The organism is Burkholderia sp. AU16482, assembly GCF_002223285.1.
In the GTDB taxonomy this organism is placed as follows: Bacteria; Pseudomonadota; Gammaproteobacteria; order Burkholderiales; family Burkholderiaceae; genus Burkholderia; species Burkholderia semiarida.
The window spans coordinates 450,913-477,641 of record NZ_NKEY01000003.1 but is presented as its reverse complement, the minus strand read 5'-3'; the positions used below and the strand labels follow the sequence as shown (position 1 = coordinate 477,641).

The window sequence follows — 26,729 nt, the reverse complement described above, 5'->3', positions numbered from 1 at the left end:
CACGCCGGGAGCCGCGGCGCGCAGCCTGCCGCGAACGGTTTCACAGCGACCACTTCAGTTCTCCATAGAACGTGCGGCCCGGATACGGGTGGAACACGTAGTAGCGGCGGTCCGTCAGGTTGTCGATGCCCGCCGACGCGCTCCAGTGACGATCGAAGCGGTAGCGCGCCTTCAGATCGACGACCGTAAACGAGCTCGTGCCGCCATAGACGTCCGGATTCACGTCGCTGTTGTCGAGCGTGTTGAACTGACGGCCCGAGTAGCGCACGCCGACGCTCGCCAGCCAGTGCTCGTCGAAGCGATACGACGCGAGCAGGTTCGCGCGCATGCGCGGAATCCGCGGAAAGCGCGAACCGACGTAGGCCGGGTTCGCGGCATCGGCGAGAATCTGCGCGTTGCTCGCCGATACGTTCGCGTCGATGTTCAGCCCGCGCGGCCCGACGTTCTCGCCGCTGAACGCGAGTTCGACGCCGCGTACGCGCACGCGGTCGACGTTCGACACGTTGGTGACGGTGGTCGCACCCGCCACCGTTGTCTGGCTGTAGATCGAATCGCGCAGGTCGCTCTGGAACACGCTGGCGCGCACGACGCCGACACCCACGTCGCGTTCGGCCGTGAAATCCCAGTCGATCGCCTTTTCCGGCCGCAGGTTCGGGTTGTTGTTGACGATCGCGTTGTTCGAAATCGTGCCCTGGAACAGCTCGCCGACCGTTGGAAACCGCGTGCCGGTCGCGAACGACAGCCGGAAGCGCCACACCTCCGTCGCGTCCCATTGCAGCGCGACTTTCGGCGACAGCGCGTTCGCGCTCCGGTCTGCATAGCCGAGCGTGCCGTTCGCATTGCCGAGCGCGCCGCCATACGCGTCCCAGCGCTCGTAGCGCAGCCCGAGCGTCGCGAGCCAGCCCGGCGCGAAGCGCCACGCGTCCTGCCCGAACAGCGCCTGAGTGCGCGTGTCGCCGCGATAGGCGCTCGCGAGCGACGTGGTCGGCCCGGCCAGCCAGTCGGCCGTGTTGTACGTGGCGTTGCGCAGGAAGTAGTTGTCGTAGTGATAGCCAAACGTGAACGTATGGCCTTTCACTTCCGGCGCCTCGGCCTTCAGGTCGAGCGTGCGCCAGCCGGTGCCGTCGCCCTCGAACAGCGTACCCGCCCCGCCCTGCACGGTCGGGGCCGCGCGCAGCACGTCGCGCGAGACGTCGTACGCGGACACGACGCCCGACAGCCGCCAGCCGGAATCGAGCCGGCCGTTCAACCCGAGCGCGTACAGCCAGTTCTCCTGGTCGCCGCGCTGCGGCGCGAACGCGTTCGGCGCGACAGTCATGTTCTGGCCGCCGATCGACACGTTGCCGCCGTACACCGGCTTGCCCGTCGCGTCGCGCAGGAAGGTCTCGCCGTGCTGCCGGTAATGGTTCTCCCAATGCCCGAGCGTCAACGTCGCATCGACGTGATCGGAAAACGCATAGCCCATCCGCACCGTCTCGTTGAGCTGCTCGGTCCGCTCGATCGTCTGCGCGCCGACGAGGGTCCGCCGCTTGCCGTTGGGTCCGATGTCGGTCGCGGCGCCCGCCACCGGGACGGCGGCGCCCAGCTTCGGGTTGTAGGCGGAATTGGGGCTCGCATACTGCATCGGCTGGCCGTCGTTTTCCAGCCGGTCGAGCGACAGCGCGAACCAGAACCGGCCGACGCGGTTCGCGATCCGAGCGGTCTGGTGATTGCCGCCGAAGCTGTCCGCGAATCCGTAGCCGTCGTGGTAACGCTGCGTGAAGAACTGCGTCGACAGCGACGCCTCGAGCTGTTCCGGGCGGCGCGTGGTGAGCAGCACGGTCGAGCCGATCGAGTTGCCCGGATACAGTGCGGAAAACGGGCCATAGAGCACGTCGACGCGCGCGATGTCGTCGGGCGGAATCAGCGACCAGCGCGGCGGGTACGCATAGCTCGAACCGAGCAGGTTCGACAGCAGCACGCCGTCGGCATAGACGAGCCCGCGCGCGCTCTGCAGTTCATTGAAGTCGCGGCCCGCGAATACGCTATTGCGGTCGCCGATGTAGCGCTTGCGAACCATCAGGTTCGGCGCGTACTTCAGCGCGTCCTCGGTGGTGACGTTGGTGTGCGCATCGATCTGCTCGCGGGTGATCGACGTGACGACGGCCGGCGTATCCGGATCGACGGGTTGCCGCTGCGCGGTCACGCTGACGGCGGACAGCGTCTCGCCGGCCGGCGGGGCCGATGCGGCGACACCGGCGGAGGCCGGCGCGGTGGCGGCAGGACGATCGGCGTGACCGCCGCGGGCGGCCTCGGCACGGACATCGTCGGCTGAAGCCGCGTAAGCGGCCGGCCATGCGAAAGCGGCCGCGCATGCGAGCGCGAGCTGGCCGCGCGACGGCCGCGCGGCAAGGGGAGACGACATGAGTGAGTTCCTGAAAACGTGATCGGACGCCGCCGGACACCGGGGCACGAACCGCGCACGAACGACGCGACGCGCGGGCCGGGGCCGCGGGCGGCTCGCACGCCACCAGGGCGCGCGGACGACATCAATCAGACCGGAACGTTTTCAGGCGGGGCGCGCGGCTGCGCGAGACGGATGCCCTTGCAGCGCACGTCGGGAACGAGCGGCGCAGCCACCCGATACGCGAACGTGCGCACGAAACCCGGCATCGCGGGCAGGCTCGCGCCCAGCGCGACGTTCGCCGCGAAGCCGGGGCAGTACACGCAATGCGGGACGCCGGCGTGGTCGAACGACGACGTGTCGCGGTCGTCGCCCGCTTGCGCGAGCACGACCTGACGGGCGCCCGCTGCACTGCACAACTCGAGCGTGAGCGTGCCGGAGCCGTTCGACGCAAGACGCGCGTAGCCGACGACGGGCGACAGTACGTTCAGTACCAGCGCCAGCCATACGAGGCCGATCCATCGCGTCGTTCGTCTCATCGCGGTCCAGGAAAAAGTGCGCGCAAGTATAGCAAGCGGCCCGATCGTTGCCGATCGCGCGGTTGCCATACCGGGCATCGCACCGCGCGTCGGAGCGCATGTGCCGTTAATACAACAGAGACAAAATCTAACGATTCGACGCTGGCATAAATCCGAGCGCGAGGTTGATAATCATTGAACCTGCTGGAGAAACGATCATGGACGAAAGACCAACTCGCATGCCACCGCCCGAGCAAGTGATGAGCCCGGATCCGGAACCCGTCGGCGTGGAATTCCTCGCCGAGTTGCCCGAGCACGTTCGGGCATTCTTCGACGAGCAGCACAAGCTGTACTCGCCGAAGTGAACGTCAGTTCGGTTCTGTAACCGCCACGTGTCGATCATCGCTATCGTGCGGTTCATCCGTGCGCCTCGCGCGCCATTCGCCTCGCACCCGGGCCGCAACAGCCTGACGGTGCCGGATCGGCTCGCCTGCTGATTCTGCTGTCGCGACGCTACGCCGCGCGACTGTCTTCGTCTATCCTTCTGGTTTTCCACGTCCGGCCCGCCCGGCTCTCCCGATCGTTCCGATGAAGCAAGCCATTCGTGCCAGCCTCGCTGTCGCCGCGCTCGGCGTCGCCCTCTTCTCCCCGCATACCGCCCGTGCAGACGGCGACGACACCGCCCTCACCAACATCGTCGCACTCGCGTCGCAGCGGCTCGCGCTCGCCGAACCGGTCGCGCGATGGAAATGGGCGAATCACAAGGCCATCGAGGACCAGCCGCGCGAAGCGGCGCTGCTCACCGCGGTCGAAAAACGCGCCGTCCAGGCCGGCGTCGATCCCGCGTTTGCCCGAACCTTCTTCGAGGATCAGATCACGGCGAGCAAGGACGTGCAGAACGCACTGTTCGCGACGTGGCGCACGACGCGGCCGCCGGAAGGCACGCCACCCGACCTCGCGACCAGCACGCGGCCGGCACTCGACCGGCTGACGCAGAAAATGCTCGCCGGTCTCGCGCAGGTCGCCCCGCTGCGCGAGGCGCCCGATTGCCAGGCGCGGCTCGCGCGCAGCATCGCGAACTGGAAGACGCTCACGCGTTACGATTCGAGGCAGACGCAGGCCCTCGATACCGCGCTGTCACACGTGTGCGCCGCCGGTGGGGCCAGCGCGATCGGCTGACGCAGGCGAGGCCACGGACCCGGGCCGCCCGCTCAATCGGCCGGCGTGAGCGCCGCGAGCGGAATCATCTGCAAGCCGCGCGCGAGATGCGGCTGCAGCAGGCGATGGGTGAAGGGTTCGAACGCCCCGCCCGCCGCGTCGGCCACGAGCCGCGCGGCCGCATCGAGCGATTCCGCCGAACCGAGATAGCACCAGCCGTCGATCACGTGAAACAGGCGGCGCTCGCCGTTCGCCTCGAACGCGACGGCGCCGTCGAACGGCCAGGGCGCACCGCCCGCGCGAGCGGCGTCGGCTGCGGGGCGCCGGTTGTACGACGGACGCAACCGCGCGATCCATTGCGCTTCGGCAAGCATCGCCCCGAGCTCGTTGCCGGTCTCGCGCCACTCGACGCGCCGCACCTGCTGCGCCAGCCGCATTTCCTTCGACGACCGGCGCTCGCCGGTCAGCAGCGCGCGCAGCCGCTGCCGCACGCGCACGCTGCGGCCGACATACAGCGCTTCGTCGCGCTCGCCGAACAGCGCATACGCGCCGCACCCTGCCGGCGCGGTATCCAGCCACGCCTCGGTCAGGTCGCCGCCCAGACGGAAGTGGCGCGTCGTCCGCGCGATCTGGTCGCGCAGCCGCTCGAGCGGCACGATGTCGTGCAGTTGGCGCCAGAACTGCCAGAGGAGGTCGGCATCGGCCAGCGCCCTGTGGCGCGCTGCCGGCACGAGCCCATGCCGCTCGATCAACGCATCGAGCCCGTGCCGCGATTCGCGCGGAAACAGCGCGCGCGACAGCCTTACGGTACAGAGCACATCGGGATTGAAGGCGAGCCCGGCTCGCTCGAATTCGGCGCGCAGGAAGCCGCGATCGAAGCTCGCGTTATGCGCGACGAACAGCTTGCCGTCGAGCCGCTCGAACAGCGCCGGCGCGAGCGACGCGAACGTCGGCGCATCGCGCACCATCGCGTCCGAGATGCCCGTCAGTTGCTGGATGAACGGCGGAATCGCCTGCCCCGGATTGACGAGGCTCGACCACGTCGACACGCCGAGCGGCCCGATTTCGACCACGCCGATTTCGGTGATGCGATGGTCGGCGGACGAGCCGCCGGTGGTTTCAAGGTCGACGAAGACTAGCGGCTGTTCGCTGGCGGGATCGGGCGGACGGGAATCGGACATGAAAAGACTGGGAAACGGTGCTTTCGTGAGTATGCACCGGCATGCGTACTCGCGGCCAGCCCGAGCCGGCATGCTCCGTCCCCGGAAAACAAAAAGCCCCCGCGATGCGGGGGCCGGACGTGATCGGCAATGCGAGGCGCGTCAGACCGCCTGGATATTCGCTGCCTGCTTGCCTTTCGGCCCGACTTTGACGTCGAACGAAACACGCTGGTTTTCCTTCAGCGTCTTGAAGCCGTCCATCCGGATTTCGGAAAAGTGCGCAAACAAATCTTCACCGCCATTGTCCGACGTAATAAACCCAAAACCTTTAGCATCGTTAAACCATTTCACGATACCGGTATCCATGTCTGCGTTCCCCACTCGATAAGATCAAAAAAGCTATTTTTATAGCCGTTACCCGAAATCCCGAAACATTGCGCCGGCATCCGCACCGGCGCGCCGCCCGAGGACGGAGTGCTGACTTTATAAATTGGACAATCCGGGTGCGTCAAGAAAATTTTTGACGTGTGCTTTATCGAAAAGATGCTAATACCGCTGGAATCGGTACACCATCATCCTTGATTAATTGATTCGCATCAAAAACCTGTCAACATTACCGGGATCGGATCCTCGATAATCATCGGTCGCGAAATTTCTACCGGGGACAAATCGACCCGGTAAAATCCTCGGGTTTTTTCCGGGTTGCGGAAATGCGGAGACATTGCGATCCTGAAGCAACGCCGAAAGGAAGGAGAGGGTCATGTGGCTGGACGGAATCAAGCGCTTCGCGAGCCGGCTCGGGCGCGTACGTCGCAAGTCCCGCGCCCTGGCCGAGTCCGCGCGCGAAGCGCCGTGCGACGCCGAATTCGATATGACGTGGCACGGCGATCACTGGCAGAACCTGCTCGCATCGCCTCTGGATGCCCGTCACTACGTGATGGAAGACTGGACCTACACGCCGCTGCCGGTCGAAGCAGAAGAGGCCGTGCCTGCAGGCAAGCGCAAGCGCCGCTCGTACACGCGGTAGCGCACCGCGCAGCGGGGCAAAAAAAAAGCGCGACTGGGAAGTCGCGCCGACAAAGGTTTGGAGATCTTTTCCGTCAACGAAAAAGTCTGCTTCGGAAAGCAGAGATCGCAGTATAGCGAGAGAACTACCTTTCATTATCCATGCTCCACACAAACCTCTATTGCCGATGTGTCAATAATCGCGCTATAGAAGCCCCCGCTCGCTGCTGACTGTCTGTCGCGGCCGCGCAACGCCCGTTACGTCGTTCCCATTGCTGCTTCCTTTCGCTGCACCGCCGCAGATCCTTGCGGGACAAGCGTTCGCGCGCACCCGTCGATTTTTGCGGATTCCAAAATACATTATTTCTTAAAGCGCCAGCCGCCCTCGCTCGGCGCCCTTCATACACTGAAGGTGGCTTTCTGACGATCGCACGGCCGCGCCGCCGGAGCGACTACGGCGTCAGGCGAACACGACCAGTCCGCCGCAGGTTCGATCGACATCCTGTTTGGAGACAGATCCATGAAAAAGACCTTGATCGTCGCCGCGTTGTCGGGTGTATTCGTCACCGCAGCCCATGCGCAAAGCAGCGTGACGCTGTACGGCCTGATCGACGCAGGCATCACCTACACGAACAATCAGCATGGCCACAGCGCCTGGCAGGAAACGAGCGGTTCGATCAACGGCAGCCGATGGGGCTTGCGCGGCACCGAGGATCTCGGCGGCGGCCTGAGAGCCATCTTCACGCTGGAAAACGGTTTCGGCATCAACAACGGCACGCTCAAGCAGAACGGCCGCGAATTCGGCCGGCAGGCGTTCGTGGGCCTCGCGCACACCACCTACGGCTCGCTGACGCTGGGCCGTCAATACGACAGCGTGGTCGACTATCTCGGGCCGCTGTCGCTGACCGGTACCCAGTATGGCGGCACCCAGTTCGCCCACCCGTTCGACAACGACAACCTGAACAACTCGTTCCGGATCAACAACTCGGTCAAGTACCAGAGCGCCAACTACGGCGGCCTCAAGTTCGGTGCGTTGTACGGGTTCTCGAATTCGTCGGCGTTCGCGAACAACCGCGCGTATAGCGGCGGCGTGTCGTACAGCTACCTCGGCTTCAATTTCGCCGCGGCCTACCTGCAGTTGAACAGCGACGTCAACGCGCTCGCGCAGGCCGCCTCCGATCCGGGTGCGGTCACCGGCGACTGGACCTTCGCGTCGCGCGTGCAGCGTACCTGGGGCGCCGGCCTGAATTACGGGTTCGGCCCCGCGACGGTCGGCTTCGTGTTCACGCAGACGCGCCTTAGCGGCCTGCGCGCGATCAGCGCCGGCCAATCGGGCGTAACGGGCGGCATCACGGGCCTTGGCGACAGCGGCCGCTTCAGCAACTACGAAGTCAACGGCCGCTACGCGCTGACGCCGGCCCTGTCGCTCGCCGGCTCCTACACGTATACGCAGGGCCGCCTGTCCGGCGACAAGCCGACCTGGCACCAGTTCAATCTGCAGGCCGACTACGCGCTGTCGAAGCGCACCGACGTGTACCTGCAGGGCGAGTTCCAGAAGGTCAACAGCGACGGGCTCGACCTCGGCGCCAACATCAACGGGCTGGGCGCCGCATCGTCGACCAACAAGCAGATCGCGGTCACGGCCGGCTTGCGCCATCGCTTCTGAGCGACCGGCACATTCGCCGTACGCGGAAAGACGAAGCGCCCCGACGGGGCGCTTTTGCTTTGCCGCGTCGCGCCGGCCGACGCTCAGGCGTCGCCGCGCGCCGGATACCGGACGTCGAGTATGTCGATCGGCTGAGGGCCGGCCGGCGTCATCAGCGTGACGGTATCGCCGATCTTCGCCTTGATCAGCGCACGCGCGACCGGCGAAATCCAGCTGACGCAGCCGCGGTCGAGATCGACCTCGTCGATGCCGACGATCGTCACCGTGTGGTCCTCGCCGTCCGGCGTCTCGTAATCGACCGTCGCGCCGAAGAAAACCTGGTCGACGTTCTCCTGCCGGCTCGCGTCGACGACCTCGGCGAGGTCGAGCCGCTTCGTCAGGAAGCGGATGCGGCGATCGATCTCGCGAAGCCGCCGCTTGCCGTAGATGTAATCGCCGTTCTCCGACCGGTCGCCGTTCGAGGCGGCCCACGACACGAGCCGCACGACCTCGGGACGTTCGACGTCGATCAGGTTCAGCAGCTCGTCCCTCAGCCGCTTGTGGCCGGCCGGCGTGATGTAGTTCTTCGCGCCCGCCGGAATCGCGGGTTGAGCCGGGTCGAGATCGTCGTCGTCACCGTCCGACTCTTTGACAAACGCCTTGTTCATGATGCGGATTCAACGTGAATGACTGATCCTCCAAGGGTACACGAAGGGCGCTCGCCCAAGGCCATCGCACCAAATTCGCGAATAAGGCTTCCCTTTTTATACGACTCTGCTATACTTCCGCTTCTGCGTGCGGCTGTAGCTCAGTTGGATAGAGTACTTGGCTACGAACCAAGGGGTCGTGGGTTCGAATCCTGCCAGCCGCGCCACCTTTTCGAGGGCCTTCCGAACCGAAGGCCCTTTCAGTTCGAAGCAGTAGAAGTGTGTTGTTGCGTGCGGCTGTAGCTCAGTTGGATAGAGTACTTGGCTACGAACCAAGGGGTCGTGGGTTCGAATCCTGCCAGCCGCGCCACTTATTTGGGGGCCTTCCCATCGCAGAAGGTTCCGACAGTTGAAGCAGTACCGTTTTGCGTGCGGCTGTAGCTCAGTTGGATAGAGTACTTGGCTACGAACCAAGGGGTCGTGGGTTCGAATCCTGCCAGCCGCGCCACCTTAAAAGGGCTTTCCTCCGGGAAAGCCCTTTTTCTTTTTGCACCCGCCTCCCCTCGTCCGCACCATCGCCTCGCACGCCTTCGGCAAACGTCACGTGCAGTTTCGCCCGCCTCAACGAAAACGGCGGCCATTGGCCGCCGTCCGTGGATCACCGCACTCCCCCCCGCGAAGGGGCGCGTGAATGTCAGTAATCCTGCCGCTCGCGCTCGATGCGCATGCCGCCGTCGTGGCGCGCATGCGCCCCGTCGTCGGTCGAGCGCTCTCGCATGATCCGCATCACGTCCGGATTGGTTCTCACGCGCCGCATCACGTTCGCGAGATGCACGCGGTCGCTGACCTGGATCACGAAGCGCAGCACCGTCGATTCGTGGGTCAGATCCTCGTCCATCGCGATATGGACGATGTTCGCGTCGGCCGACGTGATGTCCGCCGCGACGCGCGCGAAGATGCCCTTCGTGTTCTTCACGAGCGCCTTCACCGCGACATCGAACAGGCGGCCCGGCTGCGGCGCCCATTCGACGTCGATCCAGCGGCCCGGATCGCGGCGATGGATGCGCTGCGCGACACGGCAATCCGTCGTATGAATCGCCATGCCCAGACCGATGCCGATGTAACCCATGATCGCGTCGCCCGGGATCGGCCGGCAGCATGCGGACAACTGCACGGACATCCCTTCGGTGCCGGTAATCACGACCGGCGGCGCATGATGCGCGGGATGCCGCTCGGACTTCGGCAGATCGTCGTCCGCGTCGCGGCCGCTCATCAGCACCTCGATGCGCTTGGCCATCACCGCGGCGACGCGGCGGCCGAGGCCGATGTCCGCGAAGATTTCCTGCCGGCTCTTGTTGCCCGTCCACTGCACGAGCTTCTCCCACACTTCCGGCTCGACATCGGCCAGCGCGAGGCCATAGCCCTTCAGGCTCTGGTCGACGAGCCGCTCGCCCAGCTGCACGGACTCGTTCAGGCGCATCGTCTTCAGGTAGTGGCGGATCGCCGAGCGCGCCTTGCCGGTACGCACGAAGCCGAGCCACGCGGGATTCGGCTTCGAATACGGCGCGGTGATCACTTCGACGATGTCGCCGCTCTTCAGCTCGGTGCGCAGCGGCAGCAGCTCGTTGTTGATCTTCACGGCCACGCACTGGTTGCCGAGATCGCTGTGGATCGAATACGCGAAATCGAGCGCCGTCGCACCGCGCGGCAGCGCCATGATCTTCGACTTCGGCGTGAACACGTAGACCGCGTCGGGGAACAGGTCGATCTTCACGTGCTCGAGGAATTCGCTCGAATCGCCCGCTTCGCTCTGGATGTCGAGCAGCGACTTCAGCCACTGGTGCGCGCGCTTCTGCACGTCGCTGAGATCGGCGCTGCCGTTCTTGTACAGCCAGTGCGCGGCGACGCCCGCCTCGGCGATCTCGTGCATCTTGCGCGTGCGCACCTGGAACTCGATCGGCGCGCCGAACGGGCCGACGAGCGTCGTGTGCAGCGACTGATAGCCGTTGATCTTCGGGATCGCGATGTAATCCTTGAACTTGCCGGGCACGGGCTTGTACAGCGCGTGCAGCGCGCCGATGCACGTGTAGCAGTCGAGCGGGCTGTCGACGACGACGCGAAAGCCGTACACGTCGAGCACCTGCGAGAACGACAGCTGCTTGTCGCGCATCTTGCGATAAACGCTGTAAATGGTCTTCTCGCGGCCGGTGATCTCGGCGTCGATCTTCGCGTCGGCCATCGCGCGCTGCGCGGCCTCGAGGATCTTGCTGATCACTTCGCGGCGATTGCCGCGCGCGGCCTTCACCGCCTTCTCGAGCGTCGCGTAGCGATGCGGGTTGAAGTTCGCGAAGCTCATGTCCTGCAGCTCGCGATACGTGTTGTTCAACCCGAGGCGGTGCGCGATCGGCGCGTAGATGTCGAGCGTTTCGCGCGCGACGCGGCGGCGTTTTTCCATCGGCACCGCGCCGAGCGTGCGCATGTTGTGCAGGCGATCGGCGAGCTTCACGAGAATGACGCGCACGTCGCGCGCCATCGCGAGCAGCATCTTGCGGAAGTTTTCCGCCTGCGCTTCCTCGCGGCTGCGGAATTCCATCTTGTCGAGCTTCGACAGGCCGTCGACCAGTTCGGCGACCTTCGGGCCGAACCGCTCGGCCAGCTCGTTCTTGGTCACGCCCTGGTCTTCCATCACGTCGTGCAGCAACGCGGCCATCACGGCCTGCGCGTCGAGCTTCCAGCCGGCGCAGATTTCCGCGACGGCGACGGGATGGGTGATGTAGGGTTCGCCACTCTGGCGATATTGACCGAGGTGGGCTTCGTCGCTGAAGTGGAACGCCGCCTTGACCTCTTTGATTTCGTCCGGAGCGAGATACTCGGCAAGCGCGGCCGTCAGTTTCGCGATCGAAACGACGCCGTGCTTGCGCGGCTGCTCCGGGGTGGCGGTCGGCCCGAACAGATGCCGGAAGGATTGTTCGAGGACCGCGTCGATGTACTGGCGCGCAGGCGACTGGGCCGTGGCTTCGGTGGTCGGATCCGCGGAGGCGGACGATGGGGTGGTGCTCATATTCGCCTCCAGGTCGAGTCGTTGCGCGCGTGGACTACATGGCTGGAACGGGCCGGATGCGCGTTACACCGGCACCTTCTTCAGCATCTCGACGCCGACCTGGCCGGCAGCGATTTCGCGCAGCGCGACGACGGTCGGCTTGTCGCGGCTTTCGATTTTCGGCGTATGGCCTTGCGCGAGCTGCCGCGCGCGATAGGTGGCGGCGAGCGCCAGTTCGAAGCGATTCGGGATTTGCTTCAGGCAGTCTTCGACGGTAATGCGAGCCATGTTGGTGATTCCTTCTGAATATAGTCCTTATTCTACCTTATGTCCCTCGTGCCCCGCGTCATTCCGCGTGGGGCAGATGGATGCCGAGCTCGATGAACAGCTCCGTGTGTCGCGCGTACTGCGAAGCAAAACGCAGGCGCGTCGCCGCGACGATGCATTCGAGTTCCGCGAGCGCACGCTCGAAATTCTCGTTGATCACCACGTATTCCGCTTCCGACGCGTGCGCGATTTCGCTGCCGGCCGCCAGCAGGCGTCGCGTGATCACGTTCGGCTCGTCCTGGCCGCGCTTCTTCAGGCGCTCCTCGAGCGCGTCGAGCGACGGCGGCAGGATGAAGATGCCGACCGCGTTGCGGAACTGCTTCTTCACCTGCAACGCGCCTTGCCAGTCGATTTCGAGCAGCACGTCGTGGCCGTTCTGCATCTGCTCCTCGATCCAGACGCGCGACGTGCCGTAGTAGTTGCCGTGCACTTCCGCGCTCTCGAGGAATTCGTGCGCCGCGTGACGCGCGCGAAAATCCTCGACGGTCGTGAAGTGGTAGTGCTGGCCGTCCTGCTCGCCGGGGCGCGGCTTGCGCGTGGTGTACGAGATCGACAGGCAGATGTCGCTGTCCTTCGACAGCAGCGCATTCACGAGCGTCGACTTGCCGGCGCCCGACGGCGCGACGACCATGAACAGGTTACCGGGATAGACGCCGCCGTGCAGCGAATGCGACGCGTGGCCGTCGCGATGGGAATCGGTCATGACAGCCTCCGCCGGGCCGCCCCCTCGGAGGGCAGCAAACATAGTGAGCGTGGGGGTCGTTTCATCTCTTTTACTCCAGGTTTTGCACTTGCTCGCGCATCTGCTCGATCAGCAGCTTCAGCGCCATCGACGCGTCGGCGAGTTCCTTCGCCGCCGCCTTCGAGCCGAGCGTGTTCGCTTCGCGATTCAGTTCCTGCATCATGAAGTCGAGACGCTTGCCGACGCGGCCGCCCTTCTCGATCACGTGACGCGTTTCGTTCAGGTGCGCGGTGAGCCGCGACAGCTCTTCCGCGATGTCGATCCGGATCCCGTACATCGTCACTTCCTGACGGATGCGCTCCGCGGCTTCCTCGCGCGTGACGACCGTCGAGCCGCCTTCGGGCGCCGCGAGGCCGAGCGCTTCCTGCAGCCGCTCGACGATCTTCTGCTGATGCTTCGCGATCAGCTCCGGCACGAGCGGCGTGATGCGCGCGACGATCGCCTCCATCTCGGTGACGTTCGACAGCAGCATCGCCGCCAGTTGCGCGCCTTCGCGCGAACGCACGACGACGAGCTCGCCGATCGCTTCCTTGCCGCAGGCGAGCACCGCGTCGCGGATCGCCTCGGCCGACACGCCGCTCTCGGCGAGCACGCCGGGCCAGCGCAGGATCTCGCCCGCGCGCAGGCGGCCGACGCCCGGGAACGAATCGAGCACCGCGCGTTCGAGTTCGGCAAGCTGGCCGAGCGCCGACTGGTTCAGCGCGCCCGCGCCGATGCTCTGCTCGCCGCGCTGCAGGTTGATACGCACGTCGACCTTGCCGCGCGACAGCTTGTTCATCAGCATTTCGCGCAGCGCGGATTCGCACGCGCGCACGTCGTCCGGCATCCGGAAATTGAGATCGAGGAAGCGCGAGTTCACGGTGCGCAGTTCGACCGACACGCTGGTGCCGCCGTTGCCGGTGGCCGTCGCGAGTTCGCGCGTCGCGCTCGCGTAGCCCGTCATGCTGTAGATCATGGTTCGTCTCGCCGTCTGGTGCCCTCGCGGGCGGGGGATATGTCGAGGCGCCCGGCGCATCGGAAAGCGCGGGGCGGCGAGCGCGCATTATCCCATTTTTGCGGGACACCCCGCCGGGCGCGCGCGGCGTTCGGCGCTAAAATCGGGCTTTCCTCTCCTTCCGCGATTTCCCCATGACGTCTTCCGTTTCCCGCCCGAGCGGCCGCCGCGCCGACGAACTGCGCAAGGTCGCCCTCACGCGCCACTACACGAAACACGCCGAAGGCTCCGTGCTGGTCGAATTCGGCGACACCAAGGTGCTCTGCACCGCCAGCGTCGCCGAGCGCGTGCCCGAATTCCTGCGCGAGCGCGGGCAAGGCTGGCTGACCGCCGAATACGGGATGCTGCCGCGCGCGACGCACACGCGCAGCGACCGTGAAGCCGCGCGCGGCAAGCAGACGGGCCGCACGCAGGAAATTCAGCGCCTGATCGGCCGCGCGCTGCGCGCGGTGTTCGATCTCGAGGCGCTCGGCCCGCGCACGATCCACATCGACTGCGACGTGATCCAGGCCGACGGCGGCACGCGTACGGCCAGCATCACCGGCGCGTTCGTCGCCGCGCACGATGCCGTGTCGACGCTGATCGCGGCCGGCAAGCTCGCGCGCTCGCCGATCACCGACCACGTCGCCGCGATCTCGGTCGGCGTGTACGAAGGCGCGCCGGTGCTCGACCTCGACTACGCGGAAGATTCGCGCTGCGACACCGACATGAACGTCGTGATGACGGGCGCGGGCGGCTTCGTCGAAGTCCAGGGCACGGCCGAAGGCGTGCCGTTCTCGCGCGCCGAGATGAATGCGCTGCTCGACCTCGCGCAAGGCGGGATCGCCGAGCTCGTGCAGTTGCAGAAAGCTGTCCTGGGCACGAACCATGCGTGACGACCGCACCCTCGCGCCGCTGTCGCGCATCGTGCTCGCGTCGAACAACGCCGGCAAGCTGCGCGAATTCACCGCGCTGTTTTCCACGGTCGGCATCGAGATCATGCCGCAGGGCGACCTGGCCGTGCCCGAGGCGGAAGAGCCGTTCGGCACGTTCATCGAGAATGCGCTGACGAAGGCGCGCCACGCGTCGCGGCTCACCGGGCTGCCGGCGATCGCCGACGATTCCGGCCTGTGCGTGCGCGCGCTGCGCGGCGCACCAGGCGTCTATTCGGCGCGCTACGCGCAGCGCGCGGGCCGCGACAAGGGCGATGCGGCGAACAATGCGTACCTGGTCGAGCAACTGCGCGGCGTCGACGACCGGCGCGCATACTATTGCTGTGTGCTCGCGCTCGTGCGTCACGCGGACGATCCCGAGCCGCTGTTCGCCGAAGGCCGCTGGGCCGGCGAGATCGTCGATACGCCGCGCGGCGGGCATGGATTCGGCTACGACCCGTATTTCTACCTGCCGTCGCTCGGCGCGACGGCAGCCGAACTCGAGCCGGCCGTCAAGAACACGCACAGCCATCGCGCGCTCGCGCTGAAGGCGCTGCTCGCGCGGCTCGCAGAGGAACCCGCATGATCGTCTTCATCACGCATCCGCAGCGGGAGGCCGCATGAGCCAGGCCGCGGAAACCGGCGCACGCGTCGTCGCGACCTTCACGTCGCCCGGCCAGGTGCGCCTCACGTCGCTGCCGCCGCTCGCGCTGTACGTGCATTTCCCGTGGTGCGTGCGCAAGTGCCCGTACTGCGACTTCAACTCGCACGAATGGAAAGGCGAACGGTTTCCGGAAGCCGAGTATCTCGACGCGTTGCGCGCCGACCTCGAGCAGGCGCTGCCGCTCGTGTGGGGCCGGCAGGTGCATACCGTGTTCATCGGCGGCGGCACGCCGAGCCTGCTGTCGGCGGCCGGCCTCGACCGGATGCTGTCCGACGTGCGCGCGCTGCTGCCGCTCGACGCCGATGCCGAGATCACGCTGGAAGCGAATCCGGGCACGTTCGAAGCCGCGAAGTTCGCGCAGTTCCGCGCAAGCGGCGTGAACCGCCTGTCGGTCGGCATCCAGAGCTTCAACGAGGCGCACCTGAAGGCGCTCGGCCGGATTCACGACACCGCGCAGGCACGCGCGGCCGTCGAGATCGCCGCGAAGAACTTCGACAACTTCAACCTCGACCTGATGTTCGCGCTGCCGAACCAGACGCTCGACGAATGCCGCGCCGACATCGAGACGGCGCTGTCGTTCGCGCCGCCGCACCTGTCGCTGTATCACCTGACGCTCGAGCCGAATACGCTGTTCGCGAAATTCCCACCCGTCGTGCCCGACGACGACGCGTCGGCCGACATGCAGGAATGGATCCATGCGCGCACGGCCGAAGCCGGCTACGGGCGCTACGAAGTATCCGCGTACGCGAAGCCGAATCATCAGTGCAAGCACAACCTGAACTACTGGCGCTTCGGCGACTATCTCGGGATCGGCGCGGGTGCCCACACGAAACTGTCGTTCCCGAACCGGATCCTGCGGCAGGCGCGCTACAAGCATCCGGCGACCTTCATCGAACAGGCGAAGGCCGGCACGGCCGTGCAGGAAGAGCGTGAGGTCGGCGCGCGCGACCTGCCGTTCGAGTTCATGCTGAACACGCTGCGGCTCGTCGAGGGTTTCCCCGTGCACAGCTTCGCGGAACGCACGGGCCTGCCGATGAGTACGATCGAGCCGGCATTGAAGGAAGCGGAACGGCGCGGACTGATCACGCGCGATTTCACGCAAATCGCGCCGACGCCGCTCGGCCAGCGTTTCCTCAACGACCTGCAGGAATTGTTCCTGCGCGACGACTGAACGAATGAACGGGGCGGCATTTCGGTTACAATGCCGCCTCGTGTGGAAGCGTGGCCGAGCGGTTTAAGGCACTGGTCTTGAAAACCAGCGACGGGAAACTGTCCGTGAGTTCGAATCTCACCGCTTCCGCCAGGAAATTCGCCGAACCCCGTCCATTCGCAGAATGACGGGGTTTTTTGTTTGTCCGCCCGCGTGCGCCCCGCACGAGCCGACACGTCGCGCCGGATGCCGTTACAATCCCGCGCTCCGATTCGCGAAACGGGAACTCCACGTCATGAAGCCCTTCCTCGTCTCGTCGCTCGCCGCGCTGCTGGTTGCCGTCAGCACGCATGCGGCGGCCGACACCGCCTCCGGCGACGCGCAAGCATCGTGTGCGATCGCGTACGTGACCGGCGTCGGCGGTTCGCCGCGCGGCCTGAGCGAATACCTCGCGAGCCCGTCGCCATACAACTACCTGAAGGACAACGAGCTTCAATGCAAGGTGGGTGACGACGGACGCACGTCGAACTGCACCGGCGTGACCTATCTGCGCAACGAACAGGTCAGCGTATACGACGATTCCGATCCGGCGACGCTGACCGTCGTCGCGCGCGTGGAACTCGATCACGGCCAGAAGTATCCGGTGATCGTCGTCGTGCAGCGCAAGGACGCGCGCTGCAAGTAATGAAGTCGCGACGCGACACGTTCATCAGTCGAGACGGACGCGCATGCGCGCCGGGCAGCGGCAGGCGGAGCAGCAGGACGACCGACACCACGGCGCCCAACGCAAACGCAATCGCGCTCAGGAATCGGCACCGGATCGGCATGGTACGCGCGCCCGGGCGCATGCCGCCGCGCATCGCCGCACGCCTCCCCACCCCGCTCGCCATCACCTAGAATTCCTTCAACACGGCGACAAACGCCGCCGCGTATTCGATGCCGCACGCGCCACCCGTGCGCGCGGCACACGGAGATCGCCATGACCGACCTGTCGAGCGCGACGGACCACGTCGATTACGAAGGCTTCGAGATCCATGTCGTGCCGGCCGCGATGCCCGGCAGCGACACGCGCTATACCTACACCGGCTACGTGTGCCATCCGGGCGTGAATCCCGCGCTGCCCGGCCATGCGGTGCCGTTCCACGCGGACGGCGAGGAGAGCTTCGCGAGCCTCGACGAGGCGACCCGCGAAGGCGTGCACGTCGGCAAGAGCATCATCGACGGCACGCACCCCGACCTGTCGGTACTGTCGCTCGTGACGCACGGCTTCTGACGCGGCCGGAAAGCATCGCCAGCGATGGCGCGGAAGGCCGGTCGAGGTCACCGCATCGGCTGGCCGCGCCGCGCGGCCGGATGATCGCAGCGTGCCGCGGCTTTCAACCTTGCAACATGCGCGTCCATCGCTGACGCTGTCATATGTCGCGTCACCTCGCGACGCACCGCGCGCGATGCACGTCGCTCGACGCAGCGCCCGGCCGTCATCATCAGCGATCGCAGCAACCGATCCCGCGCGCTATGCGTTTCCCCCCATATCGTCTCGCGTCGGTACGCCTATCATTTTTCTATCGTCCCTCCCGGCCATCCCGTCATGCGCCCCCTTCTCCGTCCGCGCGTCGTCCGGCTGCGTGTCGCTGCGCTAGCCGTCGTCGCCCTGCTCGCCGCGTGCACGATCACGCCGCCTTCGTCGCTACGCTCGGTCCTGACGATTCCGTCGGTCATACGCAGCGGCACGCTCGACCAGTATCGCGTCGAGGTCGCGCATCGCGTCGCCGAGCGCAATCCGTCCGGCATGCTGCACGGCACGCCGCAGGCCATGCTGCGCTCGCTCGTCGTCGTGGCCTTCACCGTCGATGGCAGCGGCCGCGTGATCAACGCGTCCGTCTATCGCAGCAACGGCGACAGCGAGGCGGAAGCGCTCGCGCTCGCGTCGCTGCGCCGCTCGGCGCCGCTGCCGGCGCCGCCGTCACGGCTGCTCGACGGCAACGGCCGGCTCGAACTGATGGAAGGCTGGCTCTTCAACGACGACGGCCACTTCCAGTTGCAAAGCACCGCGTCCGCGCAGGCGCAGTCGATCGACTGACGCGCCGCCGCGGCCCGATTGCCGGTGCACGGCGCTGCTGGCTATAATTTTCCGCACTCGCGCGGCCATCACGCCGCGCGTGCGTTCGCGCGCCGCACCCGGCAAGCGAGCCGACCACGCCGGCACCGGGCGGCGGCGACGTACCCGTCTCCATCGTCGACCGGCGGGTGACGTCCGCGCCACGGCGCGCGTCCACGCCGCCATCGCGTCATCCGCATCGATCATTTGCCCGGCAGCGCCCGGCAGGCCGTCGCCCGCCGAACGCACGCTCAGCCGGCTGCCCCAACGACAAAACGGAGACATCCATGTCCGCATCCCCCCCGGCCGTTGCACACGCAACCGGTTCGGCCGGCGCCGTCAGCCACCGGCGCATCGTGTTCGCGAGCTTCATCGGCACCGCGATCGAGTTCTACGATTTCTACGTGTACGCAACGGCCGCCGCGCTCGTCATCGGCCCCGTGTTCTTTCCGCACGGCTCCGCAACGGCGCAGGCGCTGTCCGCATTCGTCACGTTCGGCATCGCGTTCATCGCGCGCCCGATCGGCTCGTTCCTGTTCGGACACTTCGGCGACCGTATCGGCCGCAAGTCGACGCTCGTCGCCTCGCTGCTCGTGATGGGCGTATCCACCACCGCAATCGGCTTCGTGCCCGGCTACGACACGATCGGCACGCTCGCGCCGGTGCTGCTGTGCGTGCTGCGTTTCGGCCAGGGGATCGGTCTCGGCGGCGAATGGGGCGGCGCGGCGCTGCTCGCGACCGAGCATGCGCCGCAGGGCAAGCGCGGCTGGTTCGGGATGTTCCCGCAACTGGGGCCGTCGGTCGGGTTCCTGATGTCGAACGGGCTGTTCTTCGCGCTCGCGCTGTCGCTGTCCGACGAGCAGTTCCGCAGTTGGGGCTGGCGCATCCCGTTCCTCGTCAGCGCGGTGCTCGTCGCGCTCGGCCTGTACGTGCGGCTCAAGATCACCGAAACGCCCGCGTTCCAGGCGGCGCTCGACCGCAACGAGCGCGTGCGCGTGCCGGTCGCGACGCTCGTCACGCAGCACTGGCAGCCCACGCTGCTCGGCGCGCTCGCGATGGTCGTCTGCTACACGCTGTTCTATATCTCGACGGTGTTCTCGCTGTCGTACGGCGTGTCGGCGCTGCATATTCCGCGCCAGAGCTTCCTCGGCCTGCTGTGTTTCGCGGTCGTCTTCATGGGGCTCGCGACGCCGCTGTCCGCATGGGCGTCGGACCGCTTCGGCCGCAAGCCGGTGCTGGTCGCCGGCGCGCTCGCCGCGCTGCTGTCGGGGTTCGCGATGGCGCCGCTGCTCGGCAGCGGCTCGATGCCGCTCGTCGCGCTGTTCCTGACGATCGAACTGTTCCTGATGGGCGTGACCTTCGCGCCGATGGGCGCGCTGCTGCCGGAGTTGTTCCCGACCAACGTCCGCTATACGGGCGCGGGCGTCGCGTACAACCTCGGCGGGATCCTCGGCGCGTCGATCGCACCGTATATCGCGCAACTGCTGGCTGCGCGCGGCGGGCTGTCGTGGGTCGGCGGCTACGTGTCGGTCGCGGCGGCGATCAGCCTGATCGGCGTATTGCTGATGCGCGAAACGCGCGACGCATCGCTCGTCTGACCCTCCGGGGCGACCCGGGTTGTACGGCGGCAGGCGCGCTCTATACTCGATCCTGGGCGCGTCGTCGCGCGCCCGGATATCCCGCCCCGACAGGAGCCGCCGCCATGAATATCCGCCTCGCCAATGCCGATCTCGTCGTGATCCTCGCGCTCGCACTGGGTGGCGCGCTGCTGCTCGCGCTACGGTTCCGGCCGAAGACCTGGCGCGGCCTCGTGTTCGAGGCGCTGCTGGCGAATCTGGCGGCCATCGCCGCCGTCGTCACGGTCGAGATGTTGCTGGCCTGACCACGGCCGCCGCGCCGCGTCAGGCGGACAACCGCGCGCGCAACGTGCCGTAGGCCGGGCAGACCGTATCGATCGCGTCCAGCGCCTCGTCGACGGTCGGCATCGCGCCCGGCTCGCCGATCGACAGCGCGTGCGGCGCGCCGCCGATCCCGCAATGGTGGCGCGACGTCGCGACGAAAATCATCACGGTCGGCCGCTGCAATGCGTGCGCCATATGCACGAACCCCGTATCGACCCCCACCACGAGCGCGGCCCGGCCCAGCGCCGCGCCCAGTTCACGCACCGTCATCGCCGGCAACACGATCGCGCCCGGCGCACGAGCGGCGATATCCCGCGCATCGTCGTGCTCGGCCGCCGATCCCCACGGCAGCAACACGCGCACGCCGCGCGCCATCATCTCCGTGGCAAGGGCGGCCCAGTGTTCGGCCGGCCACTTCTTGTCGGGGTTGGACGTCGCATGGAACAGCAGCATGAACGGCCCGCCGTCGGTCACGGCCGCCGGCAGGCTCGCGTCCTGCGGCGCGACGATGCCGTACGCGGCAGCCCCTTCGGGCACGTAGCCGAGCGCTTCGCCGGCACTCACGCGCATCCCGTGCCATGCGTCGCAGTCCGGCCGCGGACCGAAACGGTGCGAATACGCGAAGCGCGCGCCCGTTTCGCCAAGATCCTGCGTCTGGTAGCCGACACGGCGCGCGGCGCGCGCCAGCGACGAAATGATCGCGCTCTTGTAGACGCCGTGCAGATCGATGACCGCATCGTAGCGGTGCGCACGCAACGCACCGATCGATGCCGAGATCGCCTTCAGGTCGCCGACATTGCGCATTTTCTTGAAGCGGCGCAGCGGCGCGCACAGGACGGCGCTCACGCCCGGATGCCAGCGTACGACCTCCGCGCACGATTCGTCGACGGCCCAGTCGACCGTCACGCCGGGGAAGGCGCGATGCAGGTCGGCGACGACAGGCAGCGTCTGGACGACGTCGCCGAGCGACGTCACTTTCACGATGAGGATGCGTTTCACGATTGGCGGGGTTCTCGACGGGTTATCTCGGCATGCTAACGACGGTTGCTATGTACAGACATTACGCGAGCATTACATTTGCAACAAATTGCATCTCTTTTGTGGATTTTTGTCATTCCCTACCGGCTTCCGAGGTCCCGCTGGCATCCGGTTCTTTTTATAATTCCCTCTTTGCCCTCCGGCCCGAGCCAATGCCGCGCCCCGCCCTTCCCGCGCTGTTTCCCGCCCTCACCCGCCGCTCGCTGCGAATCTGGCGCCAATATGGTGTCTTCTGGCTCGGGGCGATCGTCGTCGGGCTCGCGGCCGTCCTGTACGCCCGGTTGATCGACTGGGGCTACGAGTCTTTCCGCGCGATGCGCGATCACGCCGTGTGGCTGCCGCTGCTGCTGACGCCGGCGATCGCCGCGCTGTCGGCATGGATCACGCGCCGCTTCTTCCGCGGCGCCGAGGGCAGCGGCATCCCGCAGGTGATCGCGACACTGCATGCGCGGCCGAGCGCGTTCGGCGCCCGCTTGCTGACGCTGCGCATCCTGTTCGGCAAGGTACTGATCTCGTTCCTCGGCATCCTCGGCGGCTTCACGATCGGCCGCGAAGGGCCGACCGTGCAGGTCGGCGCGGCGCTGATGTTCAACCTGCGGCGCTTCTACCCGCGCTCGAACGCGCAGATCGAACGCCAGCTCGTATTGGCCGGCGCGGCAGCCGGGCTGTCGGCCGCGTTCAATACGCCGCTCGCCGGCATTGTGTTCGCGATCGAGGAACTGACCCGCAGCTTCTCCGCGCGCGCCAGCGGCGTACTGATCACCGCGATCATCCTCGCCGGCGTCGTGGCGCTCGGGCTGAACGGCAACTACACGTATTTCGGCACGATCAACGCCGGCCTCCATTTCCCGAAACTGCTGGCGGTGGCGGTGCTGGTCACCGCGATCGTGACGGGCATCGCGGGCGGCCTGTTCTGCTGGCTGCTGCTCAACACGGGGCGCTGGCTGCCCGCGCAACTGCTGGGCCTGTATCGCGAGCGGCCGATCAGGTTCGCCGCGCTGTGCGGCTTCCTGATCGCCGTCGTGGGGCTCGTATCCGGCGGCACGACGTTCGGTAGCGGCTACGCCGAGGCGCGCGGCCTCCTCGACGGCAGTCAGCATCTGTCGGTGTTCTATCCGTTCCTGAAGATGGTGTCGATGGTCGCGTCGTACCTGCCGGGCATCCCGGGCGGGATCTTCGCGCCGTCGCTGTCGATCGGTGCCGGCTTCGGCAACCTGCTGCACGCCGTGTTCAGCAACATGAGCCTGCCGATGCTGATCGCACTTGCGATGGTCGGCTATCTGGCGGCCGTCACGCAGTCGCCGATCACGTCGTTCGTGATCGTGATGGAAATGATCAACGGGCATGCGCTCGTGATTTCGCTGATGGCGACCGCGCTGGTATCGAGCCGGGTCTCGCGCTTTTTCGCGCCGCCGCTCTACGAAACGCTTGCGCAGCGCTATCTCGCGCCTCCCGTCGCGGCCGCTGCAGCGACGGCAGCCACCGCGAGCAACGTTGCCGAACCCCAGGATGAAAACGCGGCCCCCGCCGACCCGCTCGATACGCTGCGCGACGAAGGCGGCGACGAGCCGGCCGCCGCGGCGGCGGCCGACCGCGCCGCGCCGACACCGGCGTCGGACGATACCGGGCCGCCGGCTGCGACCGGCGCAGACGCCCCGGCCCAACCCGGCCCGCGCGACACTCAATAGATCACGACGGGCGCCGGCCGGTAGTAGACCGGCCGCGCCGGCACGACGATGCACCCGGCCAGCGTGATCGCGACGAGCGCGATGGCGATTGCGGTTCTTTTCATCGCACGCCTGCCTCAAGCCCAGTGGCCACGCGTCCAGAACCAGTTCGGGCCGCGCTGATCCCAGTGGCCCGGCACCCAGTGCATGCCGACGCGTTCGGTTTCCCAGTGACCGCCGATCCACACGTAGCGGCCATGATCCCAGCGCCAGTGCCCGCGCTCCCACACGTAGCCCACGCGCGTGGCCGGTACGACCTCGTAGCGCACGGGCGGCGGCGCATTCGGCGCGACGACGACGACTTCCTCGGTACGCACGGCGACCGGCTCGGCGATGACCATGCGCCCCTGCGGCGCGATCACGGGCGTGCCGACGAGAATTTCGTCCGCATGCGCGGCAAACGGCGCGACGACGGCTGACAGGCCCGCGGCGAACAGCGCGAGCGAAACGAGACGACGTGAAACGGTAGAGACAGCCATCACAACCTCCTGGTTGAACAAGTTACGCGAGCGTATTCGTTCAATGCGCGACGGGGGATGACGGCCGACAGGCGCCGTGTTACGGCGTACCCGAAAGTGCAACAGGGCGTAAGACGCGCACGGCGGCGGGCGCCGCCGTGCGGAGGGACACGCGCAAGCGTCAGGCTTGCGGAATCTCGATCTTCACTTCGAGGACTTCGAGATCGTCCTGGCGCTCGAGGCTCACGCGAATGTCATCGTCCGAAATATGGACGTACTTCGAGATGACCGCGACGAGTTCCTTCTGCAGCGCCGGCAGGTAATCGGCCGGCGGCCGGCCGCCGACCCGCTCGTGCGCGATGATGAGCTGCAGGCGCTCCTTCGCGACCGATGCGGACTTCTTCTTCTCGCCGAGGAGAAACGAAAGGATGGACATGGGCGGCCTCCGTTACTTGCTGCCGAAGAGGCGCTGCAGCAGGCCCGGCTTCTGGTAATCGGTGAAGCGCAGCGGCTTGTCCTCGCCGAGAAAGCGGGCGACGACGTCCTTGTACGCTTCGGCGACGTCGGTACCGTCGATATGCACGGCCGGCAGACCCTGGTTCGATGCGTGCAGCACGGCTTCCGACTCGGGCACCACGCCGATCAGCTTGATGCGCAGGATCTCGCTGATGTCCTCGAGCGACAGCATCTCGCCTTCGCTCACGCGCTTCGGGCTGTAACGCGTGATCAGCAGGTGTTCCTTGATCGGCTCCTTGCCTTCCGTCGCGCGCTTCGTCTTCGACGACAGGATGCCGAGAATGCGATCCGAATCGCGCACCGACGACACTTCCGGGTTCGTGACGATCAGTGCTTCGTCCGCGAAGTACATCGCGTGCAGCGCGCCGGCTTCGATACCGGCCGGCGAATCGCAGACGATGTATTCGAAGTCCATCGCGACGAGGTCGTTCAGCACCTTCTCGACGCCGTCGCGCGTCAGCGCATCCTTGTCGCGCGTCTGCGACGCCGGCAGGATGAACAGGTTCTCGCACTTCTTGTCCTTGATCAGCGCCTGGTTCAGGTTCGCTTCGCCCTGGATCACGTTCACGAGGTCATACACGACGCGACGCTCGCAGCCCATGATGAGATCGAGGTTGCGCAGGCCGACGTCGAAGTCGATCACGGCCGTCTTGTGGCCGCGCAGCGCGAGACCCGACGCGAAGCTCGCGCTCGTCGTCGTCTTGCCCACGCCGCCCTTGCCCGAGGTCACCACGATGATTTTTGCCATTTACCCAATACCCTGTGTTCGTCAATGAGAGCCGATCGATCCGGAGCGCACCGCGTGGATTACGTCAGGCGCAGCGGTTCGATCATCAGTTTTTCCTCTTCGAGCCGGATCTGCACCGATTTGCCCAGTACGTCGGCGGGCAGCGGGTTCTCGGTGGTTCGATAGATACCCGCGATCGAAATCAGTTCCGGTTCGAGACACGTGCAGAAAATGCGCGCGTCGTGATTGCCGTGCACGCCGGCGAGTGCACGGCCGCGCAACGGCGCGTAGATATGAATATTGCCTTCCGCGATGATCTCCGCGCCGTGACTGACCGGCGCGAGCACCACGAGGTCCCCTTTCGCGTAAATCTGCTGCCCCGAACGCAACGGCCGGTCGATCACCAGCGTCTGCGCACCGGCTTGCCCGAGCGCCGGCGCGGGTTCCGGCGACTGTTCGGGCGCCGCTTCGGCTTCCCCAGCGGCGGCGGTGTCGACGGCTGGCACGGCCGCCGGTTCCGCTTCGTCGGCAGGTTTCGCGGCCGGCGCGCGGCGATCGCGCGCCTCCAGCAACGGCAGGCCGGCTTCCCCCGCCCAGCCCTGCGTGGCCAGCGCGACGACGCCCACCGGACGCATCCGCACGTCGTTCAGCATCTGGCGGATGTCCGCGAGCGCGACGCGTTCGCCGTCAGCCAGGCGGCGGACGTCGATCGCGACGACATCGTCGGCAAAAAACTCGGGAGTCGCTTCGAAGCGCTTGACCAGTTCGGCACGCAACGCATCGAGATCGGTCGTCTTCACGGTGAACAGCAACGTATCGACCGATCCGCTGCGCAGCTCGAAGAATGGCGATTTTTTAAGCGACATGGACACTCTGCAAAAATTTTTTGCGTATTTTACAGGCGTCCACGCGTGCGGCCATTATTTTTGGGACTCGGGGTTGCGGCGGCCCGGGCGGACGCGCAACCGGCAGGCGGGCAGGCCAGCGGCCGATCGCGCTGTCATCGCGCCGCCCGGCTGGCGTGTCGGGACAGCGTCAGTGCTTTACCTGCGACACGAACAGCGATTTCATCGCGCCGGGCATCCGCGCGATCGGCGCATGTTCGCCGGTGTTGCCGAAACCCGCACGCTCGTAGAAACGGATCGCATTGCGGTTCGCATCGGCGATCCACGCGTAGACGTCGGTGGCGCCGCGCTCGGCGAGCCATGCAGTGGCCGTCTCCAGCAGCAGCACGCCACCGCGCAGGTGACGCACCGCATGCGCGACCCACAGTTCGCTGACGAACGCGCGCCGATCGGGCGTGTTGTCGAAATACGCGCCGATCATGCCGGCCGGATGGCCTTCGGTGTACAGCAGGAAAGTCGTCGACTCGTCGGACACGGCGCGCTGCGCGGCGATCGCCGACGCTGCGTCCGTTTCGACGGTCAGCAATTCGGCCTCCGGCGCTTCGCCGGGCGCGTAGGGCTCACGCAGCGATGCAGCGCGGAGTTCGCGATACACGCCGCCCTGATCGGCAGCGATACGACGAACGGTCAAGGTCGAACTCATGCAGGCACAGCCCCCTTCGGACAGCAAGCTAGTAGCTTCAACCGAAAGCGGGGCATGAGTCAAATCGTAATTTTCAAACGGCGGCGCGGATCGAAAGGCGGCGGAGGTCATCGGCGACGACCCGCACCGATCGGTGTGCACGTGCAGCATCGGCGCATCGGCGCAGATTGTTGGACGGTAAATGTGCTGTCGTGATCCAGCGCTTCGCCTCGTTCTCCTTGCGATGCGCGGCCCCCCGGTTTCGAGCCGCGTTGCATTGCCTTGCCGCGGCCGTAATGCGACGTAATACAAGCAAACGAAACACGCGCTGCAGCAATACTTCGCTGGCCTTTTTATTGCGATGCAACATTTGTTGCCGCCGCATCACATCGG

At 66.4% G+C, this 26,729-nt stretch carries 29 protein-coding genes and 4 tRNA genes; 17 read left to right on the top strand and 16 right to left on the bottom strand.

Features of this window, described 5'->3' with window-relative positions:
- Positions 1-40: 40 nt before the first annotated feature.
- Complete coding sequence (locus CFB35_RS04705) at positions 41-2,404, bottom strand: TonB-dependent receptor (protein WP_089464614.1); 2,364 nt, start codon at positions 2,402-2,404, stop codon at positions 41-43.
- Between the two features lie 128 nt (positions 2,405-2,532).
- Positions 2,533-2,922, bottom strand: a complete 390-nt coding sequence (locus CFB35_RS04700; protein WP_059574097.1) for a DUF2946 domain-containing protein — start codon at positions 2,920-2,922, stop codon at positions 2,533-2,535.
- A 239-nt stretch (positions 2,923-3,161) separates the two neighbouring features.
- On the opposite strand from CFB35_RS04700, the gene CFB35_RS34900 reads away from it, so the two are divergent.
- Together CFB35_RS34900 and CFB35_RS04690 are read left to right on the top strand one after the other, a co-directional pair.
- Complete coding sequence (locus CFB35_RS34900) at positions 3,162-3,266, top strand: chorismate mutase (protein WP_162484450.1); 105 nt, start codon at positions 3,162-3,164, stop codon at positions 3,264-3,266.
- A gap of 223 nt (positions 3,267-3,489) precedes the next feature.
- Positions 3,490-4,080: a chorismate mutase gene (locus CFB35_RS04690; protein ID WP_059574099.1), complete on the top strand. Its 591-nt coding sequence runs from the start codon at positions 3,490-3,492 to the stop codon at positions 4,078-4,080.
- A gap of 32 nt (positions 4,081-4,112) precedes the next feature.
- On the opposite strand, the gene CFB35_RS04685 is transcribed toward CFB35_RS04690, so the two are convergent.
- Positions 4,113-5,240 (bottom strand): exonuclease domain-containing protein, encoded by a 1,128-nt coding sequence (locus tag CFB35_RS04685; RefSeq protein WP_089464613.1) that lies wholly within the window; start codon positions 5,238-5,240, stop codon positions 4,113-4,115.
- Positions 5,241-5,381: 141 nt separating this feature from the next.
- Entirely contained in the window at positions 5,382-5,585 is a 204-nt protein-coding gene (locus tag CFB35_RS04680) for a cold-shock protein (RefSeq protein WP_006476615.1), read from the bottom strand.
- A gap of 394 nt (positions 5,586-5,979) precedes the next feature.
- Here CFB35_RS04680 and CFB35_RS04675 point away from each other — a divergent pair, with 394 nt between their 5' ends.
- Together CFB35_RS04675 and CFB35_RS04670 are read left to right on the top strand one after the other, a co-directional pair.
- A complete protein-coding gene (locus CFB35_RS04675; RefSeq protein ID WP_089464612.1) occupies positions 5,980-6,246 on the top strand; it encodes a hypothetical protein in 267 nt (88 codons plus the stop codon).
- Between the two features lie 498 nt (positions 6,247-6,744).
- Positions 6,745-7,890, top strand: coding sequence for a porin (locus tag CFB35_RS04670; RefSeq protein ID WP_059898421.1), 1,146 nt, complete (start codon positions 6,745-6,747; stop codon positions 7,888-7,890).
- Between the two features lie 83 nt (positions 7,891-7,973).
- Here the strand turns inward: CFB35_RS04670 and greB are convergent, their stop codons facing one another.
- Positions 7,974-8,537: a transcription elongation factor GreB gene (greB, locus tag CFB35_RS04665; protein WP_006486618.1), complete on the bottom strand. Its 564-nt coding sequence runs from the start codon at positions 8,535-8,537 to the stop codon at positions 7,974-7,976.
- A gap of 129 nt (positions 8,538-8,666) precedes the next feature.
- Here greB and CFB35_RS04660 point away from each other — a divergent pair.
- The 3 genes from CFB35_RS04660 (at position 8,667) to CFB35_RS04650 (ending at position 9,024) form a co-directional block, all read left to right on the top strand.
- A tRNA-Arg gene (locus CFB35_RS04660) sits at positions 8,667-8,743 on the top strand.
- A 66-nt stretch (positions 8,744-8,809) separates the two neighbouring features.
- Positions 8,810-8,886 (top strand) — tRNA-Arg (locus tag CFB35_RS04655).
- Between the two features lie 61 nt (positions 8,887-8,947).
- A tRNA-Arg gene (locus CFB35_RS04650) sits at positions 8,948-9,024 on the top strand.
- Positions 9,025-9,210: 186 nt separating this feature from the next.
- On the opposite strand, the gene CFB35_RS04645 is transcribed toward CFB35_RS04650, so the two are convergent.
- The 4 genes from CFB35_RS04645 to CFB35_RS04630 form a co-directional block, all read right to left on the bottom strand.
- On the bottom strand, positions 9,211-11,577 hold the full coding sequence (locus tag CFB35_RS04645) for a bifunctional (p)ppGpp synthetase/guanosine-3',5'-bis(diphosphate) 3'-pyrophosphohydrolase (RefSeq protein WP_027783823.1): 2,367 nt from the start codon (positions 11,575-11,577) through the stop codon (positions 9,211-9,213).
- 63 nt (positions 11,578-11,640) lie between these two features.
- A complete protein-coding gene (rpoZ, locus tag CFB35_RS04640) occupies positions 11,641-11,844 on the bottom strand; it encodes a DNA-directed RNA polymerase subunit omega (RefSeq protein ID WP_006025620.1) in 204 nt (67 codons plus the stop codon).
- 58 nt (positions 11,845-11,902) lie between these two features.
- Complete coding sequence (gene gmk / locus CFB35_RS04635) at positions 11,903-12,586, bottom strand: guanylate kinase (protein WP_059574102.1); 684 nt, start codon at positions 12,584-12,586, stop codon at positions 11,903-11,905.
- 70 nt (positions 12,587-12,656) lie between these two features.
- Positions 12,657-13,580: a YicC/YloC family endoribonuclease gene (locus CFB35_RS04630; protein ID WP_089464611.1), complete on the bottom strand. Its 924-nt coding sequence runs from the start codon at positions 13,578-13,580 to the stop codon at positions 12,657-12,659.
- Between the two features lie 173 nt (positions 13,581-13,753).
- On the opposite strand from CFB35_RS04630, the gene rph reads away from it, so the two are divergent.
- The 9 genes from rph (at position 13,754) to CFB35_RS04580 (ending at position 20,324) form a co-directional block, all read left to right on the top strand.
- Positions 13,754-14,494, top strand: a complete 741-nt coding sequence (rph, locus tag CFB35_RS04625) for a ribonuclease PH (RefSeq protein ID WP_060965699.1) — start codon at positions 13,754-13,756, stop codon at positions 14,492-14,494.
- A complete protein-coding gene (rdgB, locus tag CFB35_RS04620; RefSeq protein WP_060313074.1) occupies positions 14,487-15,116 on the top strand; it encodes an RdgB/HAM1 family non-canonical purine NTP pyrophosphatase in 630 nt (209 codons plus the stop codon). Before rph ends, rdgB begins: the two co-directional genes overlap by 8 nt.
- A 34-nt stretch (positions 15,117-15,150) precedes the next feature.
- Entirely contained in the window at positions 15,151-16,365 is a 1,215-nt protein-coding gene (gene hemW, locus CFB35_RS04615) for a radical SAM family heme chaperone HemW (protein ID WP_060313069.1), read from the top strand.
- A gap of 44 nt (positions 16,366-16,409) precedes the next feature.
- Positions 16,410-16,497, top strand: a tRNA-Ser gene (locus CFB35_RS04610).
- Positions 16,498-16,639: 142 nt separating this feature from the next.
- Positions 16,640-17,029, top strand: a complete 390-nt coding sequence (locus CFB35_RS04605; protein WP_059638897.1) for a hypothetical protein — start codon at positions 16,640-16,642, stop codon at positions 17,027-17,029.
- A gap of 294 nt (positions 17,030-17,323) precedes the next feature.
- A complete protein-coding gene (locus CFB35_RS04600; protein ID WP_060313063.1) occupies positions 17,324-17,617 on the top strand; it encodes a hypothetical protein in 294 nt (97 codons plus the stop codon).
- Positions 17,618-17,932: 315 nt separating this feature from the next.
- A complete protein-coding gene (locus CFB35_RS04595) occupies positions 17,933-18,424 on the top strand; it encodes an energy transducer TonB (RefSeq protein ID WP_059574109.1) in 492 nt (163 codons plus the stop codon).
- A gap of 305 nt (positions 18,425-18,729) precedes the next feature.
- Entirely contained in the window at positions 18,730-20,040 is a 1,311-nt protein-coding gene (locus tag CFB35_RS04585; protein ID WP_089464610.1) for an MFS transporter, read from the top strand.
- A 104-nt stretch (positions 20,041-20,144) separates the two neighbouring features.
- On the top strand, positions 20,145-20,324 hold the full coding sequence (locus tag CFB35_RS04580) for a hypothetical protein (RefSeq protein WP_059574111.1): 180 nt from the start codon (positions 20,145-20,147) through the stop codon (positions 20,322-20,324).
- A 19-nt stretch (positions 20,325-20,343) separates the two neighbouring features.
- Here CFB35_RS04580 and waaC read toward each other — a convergent pair whose 3' ends face one another.
- Positions 20,344-21,342, bottom strand: coding sequence for a lipopolysaccharide heptosyltransferase I (waaC, locus tag CFB35_RS04575; RefSeq protein WP_060965696.1), 999 nt, complete (start codon positions 21,340-21,342; stop codon positions 20,344-20,346).
- 191 nt (positions 21,343-21,533) lie between these two features.
- Between waaC and CFB35_RS04570 the strand changes: the two genes are divergently transcribed.
- A complete protein-coding gene (locus CFB35_RS04570; RefSeq protein ID WP_059574113.1) occupies positions 21,534-23,069 on the top strand; it encodes a chloride channel protein in 1,536 nt (511 codons plus the stop codon).
- A gap of 116 nt (positions 23,070-23,185) precedes the next feature.
- Here the strand turns inward: CFB35_RS04570 and CFB35_RS04565 are convergent, their stop codons facing one another.
- From CFB35_RS04565 to CFB35_RS04540, 6 genes are all read right to left on the bottom strand, one after another.
- Positions 23,186-23,587, bottom strand: a complete 402-nt coding sequence (locus tag CFB35_RS04565; protein WP_059574114.1) for a YXWGXW repeat-containing protein — start codon at positions 23,585-23,587, stop codon at positions 23,186-23,188.
- A 160-nt stretch (positions 23,588-23,747) separates the two neighbouring features.
- Entirely contained in the window at positions 23,748-24,002 is a 255-nt protein-coding gene (minE, locus tag CFB35_RS04560) for a cell division topological specificity factor MinE (RefSeq protein ID WP_006476634.1), read from the bottom strand.
- Between the two features lie 12 nt (positions 24,003-24,014).
- Positions 24,015-24,830 (bottom strand): septum site-determining protein MinD, encoded by an 816-nt coding sequence (minD, locus tag CFB35_RS04555; RefSeq protein ID WP_006476635.1) that lies wholly within the window; start codon positions 24,828-24,830, stop codon positions 24,015-24,017.
- 59 nt (positions 24,831-24,889) lie between these two features.
- Positions 24,890-25,675, bottom strand: coding sequence for a septum site-determining protein MinC (gene minC, locus CFB35_RS04550; protein WP_059574115.1), 786 nt, complete (start codon positions 25,673-25,675; stop codon positions 24,890-24,892).
- 169 nt (positions 25,676-25,844) lie between these two features.
- Complete coding sequence (locus tag CFB35_RS04545; protein ID WP_226093718.1) at positions 25,845-26,468, bottom strand: GNAT family N-acetyltransferase; 624 nt, start codon at positions 26,466-26,468, stop codon at positions 25,845-25,847.
- Positions 26,431-26,706 carry a hypothetical protein gene (locus CFB35_RS04540; RefSeq protein WP_226093717.1) on the bottom strand — a complete coding sequence of 92 codons (276 nt, stop codon included), beginning with the start codon at positions 26,704-26,706 and terminating at the stop codon, positions 26,431-26,433. Before CFB35_RS04540 ends, CFB35_RS04545 begins: the two co-directional genes overlap by 38 nt.
- Positions 26,707-26,729 lie beyond the last annotated feature (23 nt).

Bases quoted from the DNA above. Each gene is read 5' to 3' on its own strand.
- rph (WP_060965699.1), top strand. From the start codon at position 13,754: ATGACGTCTTCCGTTTCCCGCCCGAGCGGCCGCCGCGCCGACGAACTG.
- CFB35_RS04580 (WP_059574111.1), top strand. From the start codon at position 20,145: ATGAATATCCGCCTCGCCAATGCCGATCTCGTCGTGATCCTCGCGCTC.
- CFB35_RS04645 (WP_027783823.1), bottom strand. From the start codon at position 11,577: ATGAGCACCACCCCATCGTCCGCCTCCGCGGATCCGACCACCGAAGCC.
- CFB35_RS04670 (WP_059898421.1), top strand. From the start codon at position 6,745: ATGAAAAAGACCTTGATCGTCGCCGCGTTGTCGGGTGTATTCGTCACC.
- rpoZ (WP_006025620.1), bottom strand. From the start codon at position 11,844: ATGGCTCGCATTACCGTCGAAGACTGCCTGAAGCAAATCCCGAATCGC.
- gmk (WP_059574102.1), bottom strand. From the start codon at position 12,586: ATGACCGATTCCCATCGCGACGGCCACGCGTCGCATTCGCTGCACGGC.
- CFB35_RS04600 (WP_060313063.1), top strand. From the start codon at position 17,324: ATGACCGACCTGTCGAGCGCGACGGACCACGTCGATTACGAAGGCTTC.
- CFB35_RS04545 (WP_226093718.1), bottom strand. From the start codon at position 26,468: ATGACCTCCGCCGCCTTTCGATCCGCGCCGCCGTTTGAAAATTACGAT.
- CFB35_RS04705 (WP_089464614.1), bottom strand. From the start codon at position 2,404: ATGTCGTCTCCCCTTGCCGCGCGGCCGTCGCGCGGCCAGCTCGCGCTC.
- CFB35_RS04675 (WP_089464612.1), top strand. From the start codon at position 5,980: ATGTGGCTGGACGGAATCAAGCGCTTCGCGAGCCGGCTCGGGCGCGTA.
- rdgB (WP_060313074.1), top strand. From the start codon at position 14,487: ATGCGTGACGACCGCACCCTCGCGCCGCTGTCGCGCATCGTGCTCGCG.
- CFB35_RS04700 (WP_059574097.1), bottom strand. From the start codon at position 2,922: ATGAGACGAACGACGCGATGGATCGGCCTCGTATGGCTGGCGCTGGTA.
- greB (WP_006486618.1), bottom strand. From the start codon at position 8,537: ATGAACAAGGCGTTTGTCAAAGAGTCGGACGGTGACGACGACGATCTC.
- CFB35_RS34900 (WP_162484450.1), top strand. From the start codon at position 3,162: ATGAGCCCGGATCCGGAACCCGTCGGCGTGGAATTCCTCGCCGAGTTG.
- hemW (WP_060313069.1), top strand. From the start codon at position 15,151: ATGAGCCAGGCCGCGGAAACCGGCGCACGCGTCGTCGCGACCTTCACG.
- minD (WP_006476635.1), bottom strand. From the start codon at position 24,830: ATGGCAAAAATCATCGTGGTGACCTCGGGCAAGGGCGGCGTGGGCAAG.
- CFB35_RS04570 (WP_059574113.1), top strand. From the start codon at position 21,534: ATGCCGCGCCCCGCCCTTCCCGCGCTGTTTCCCGCCCTCACCCGCCGC.
- CFB35_RS04605 (WP_059638897.1), top strand. From the start codon at position 16,640: ATGAAGCCCTTCCTCGTCTCGTCGCTCGCCGCGCTGCTGGTTGCCGTC.
- CFB35_RS04585 (WP_089464610.1), top strand. From the start codon at position 18,730: ATGTCCGCATCCCCCCCGGCCGTTGCACACGCAACCGGTTCGGCCGGC.
- minC (WP_059574115.1), bottom strand. From the start codon at position 25,675: ATGTCGCTTAAAAAATCGCCATTCTTCGAGCTGCGCAGCGGATCGGTC.
- CFB35_RS04690 (WP_059574099.1), top strand. From the start codon at position 3,490: ATGAAGCAAGCCATTCGTGCCAGCCTCGCTGTCGCCGCGCTCGGCGTC.
- CFB35_RS04680 (WP_006476615.1), bottom strand. From the start codon at position 5,585: ATGGATACCGGTATCGTGAAATGGTTTAACGATGCTAAAGGTTTTGGG.
- CFB35_RS04595 (WP_059574109.1), top strand. From the start codon at position 17,933: ATGCGCCCCCTTCTCCGTCCGCGCGTCGTCCGGCTGCGTGTCGCTGCG.
- minE (WP_006476634.1), bottom strand. From the start codon at position 24,002: ATGTCCATCCTTTCGTTTCTCCTCGGCGAGAAGAAGAAGTCCGCATCG.
- CFB35_RS04685 (WP_089464613.1), bottom strand. From the start codon at position 5,240: ATGTCCGATTCCCGTCCGCCCGATCCCGCCAGCGAACAGCCGCTAGTC.
- CFB35_RS04565 (WP_059574114.1), bottom strand. From the start codon at position 23,587: ATGGCTGTCTCTACCGTTTCACGTCGTCTCGTTTCGCTCGCGCTGTTC.
- CFB35_RS04540 (WP_226093717.1), bottom strand. From the start codon at position 26,706: ATGTTGCATCGCAATAAAAAGGCCAGCGAAGTATTGCTGCAGCGCGTG.
- CFB35_RS04630 (WP_089464611.1), bottom strand. From the start codon at position 13,580: ATGATCTACAGCATGACGGGCTACGCGAGCGCGACGCGCGAACTCGCG.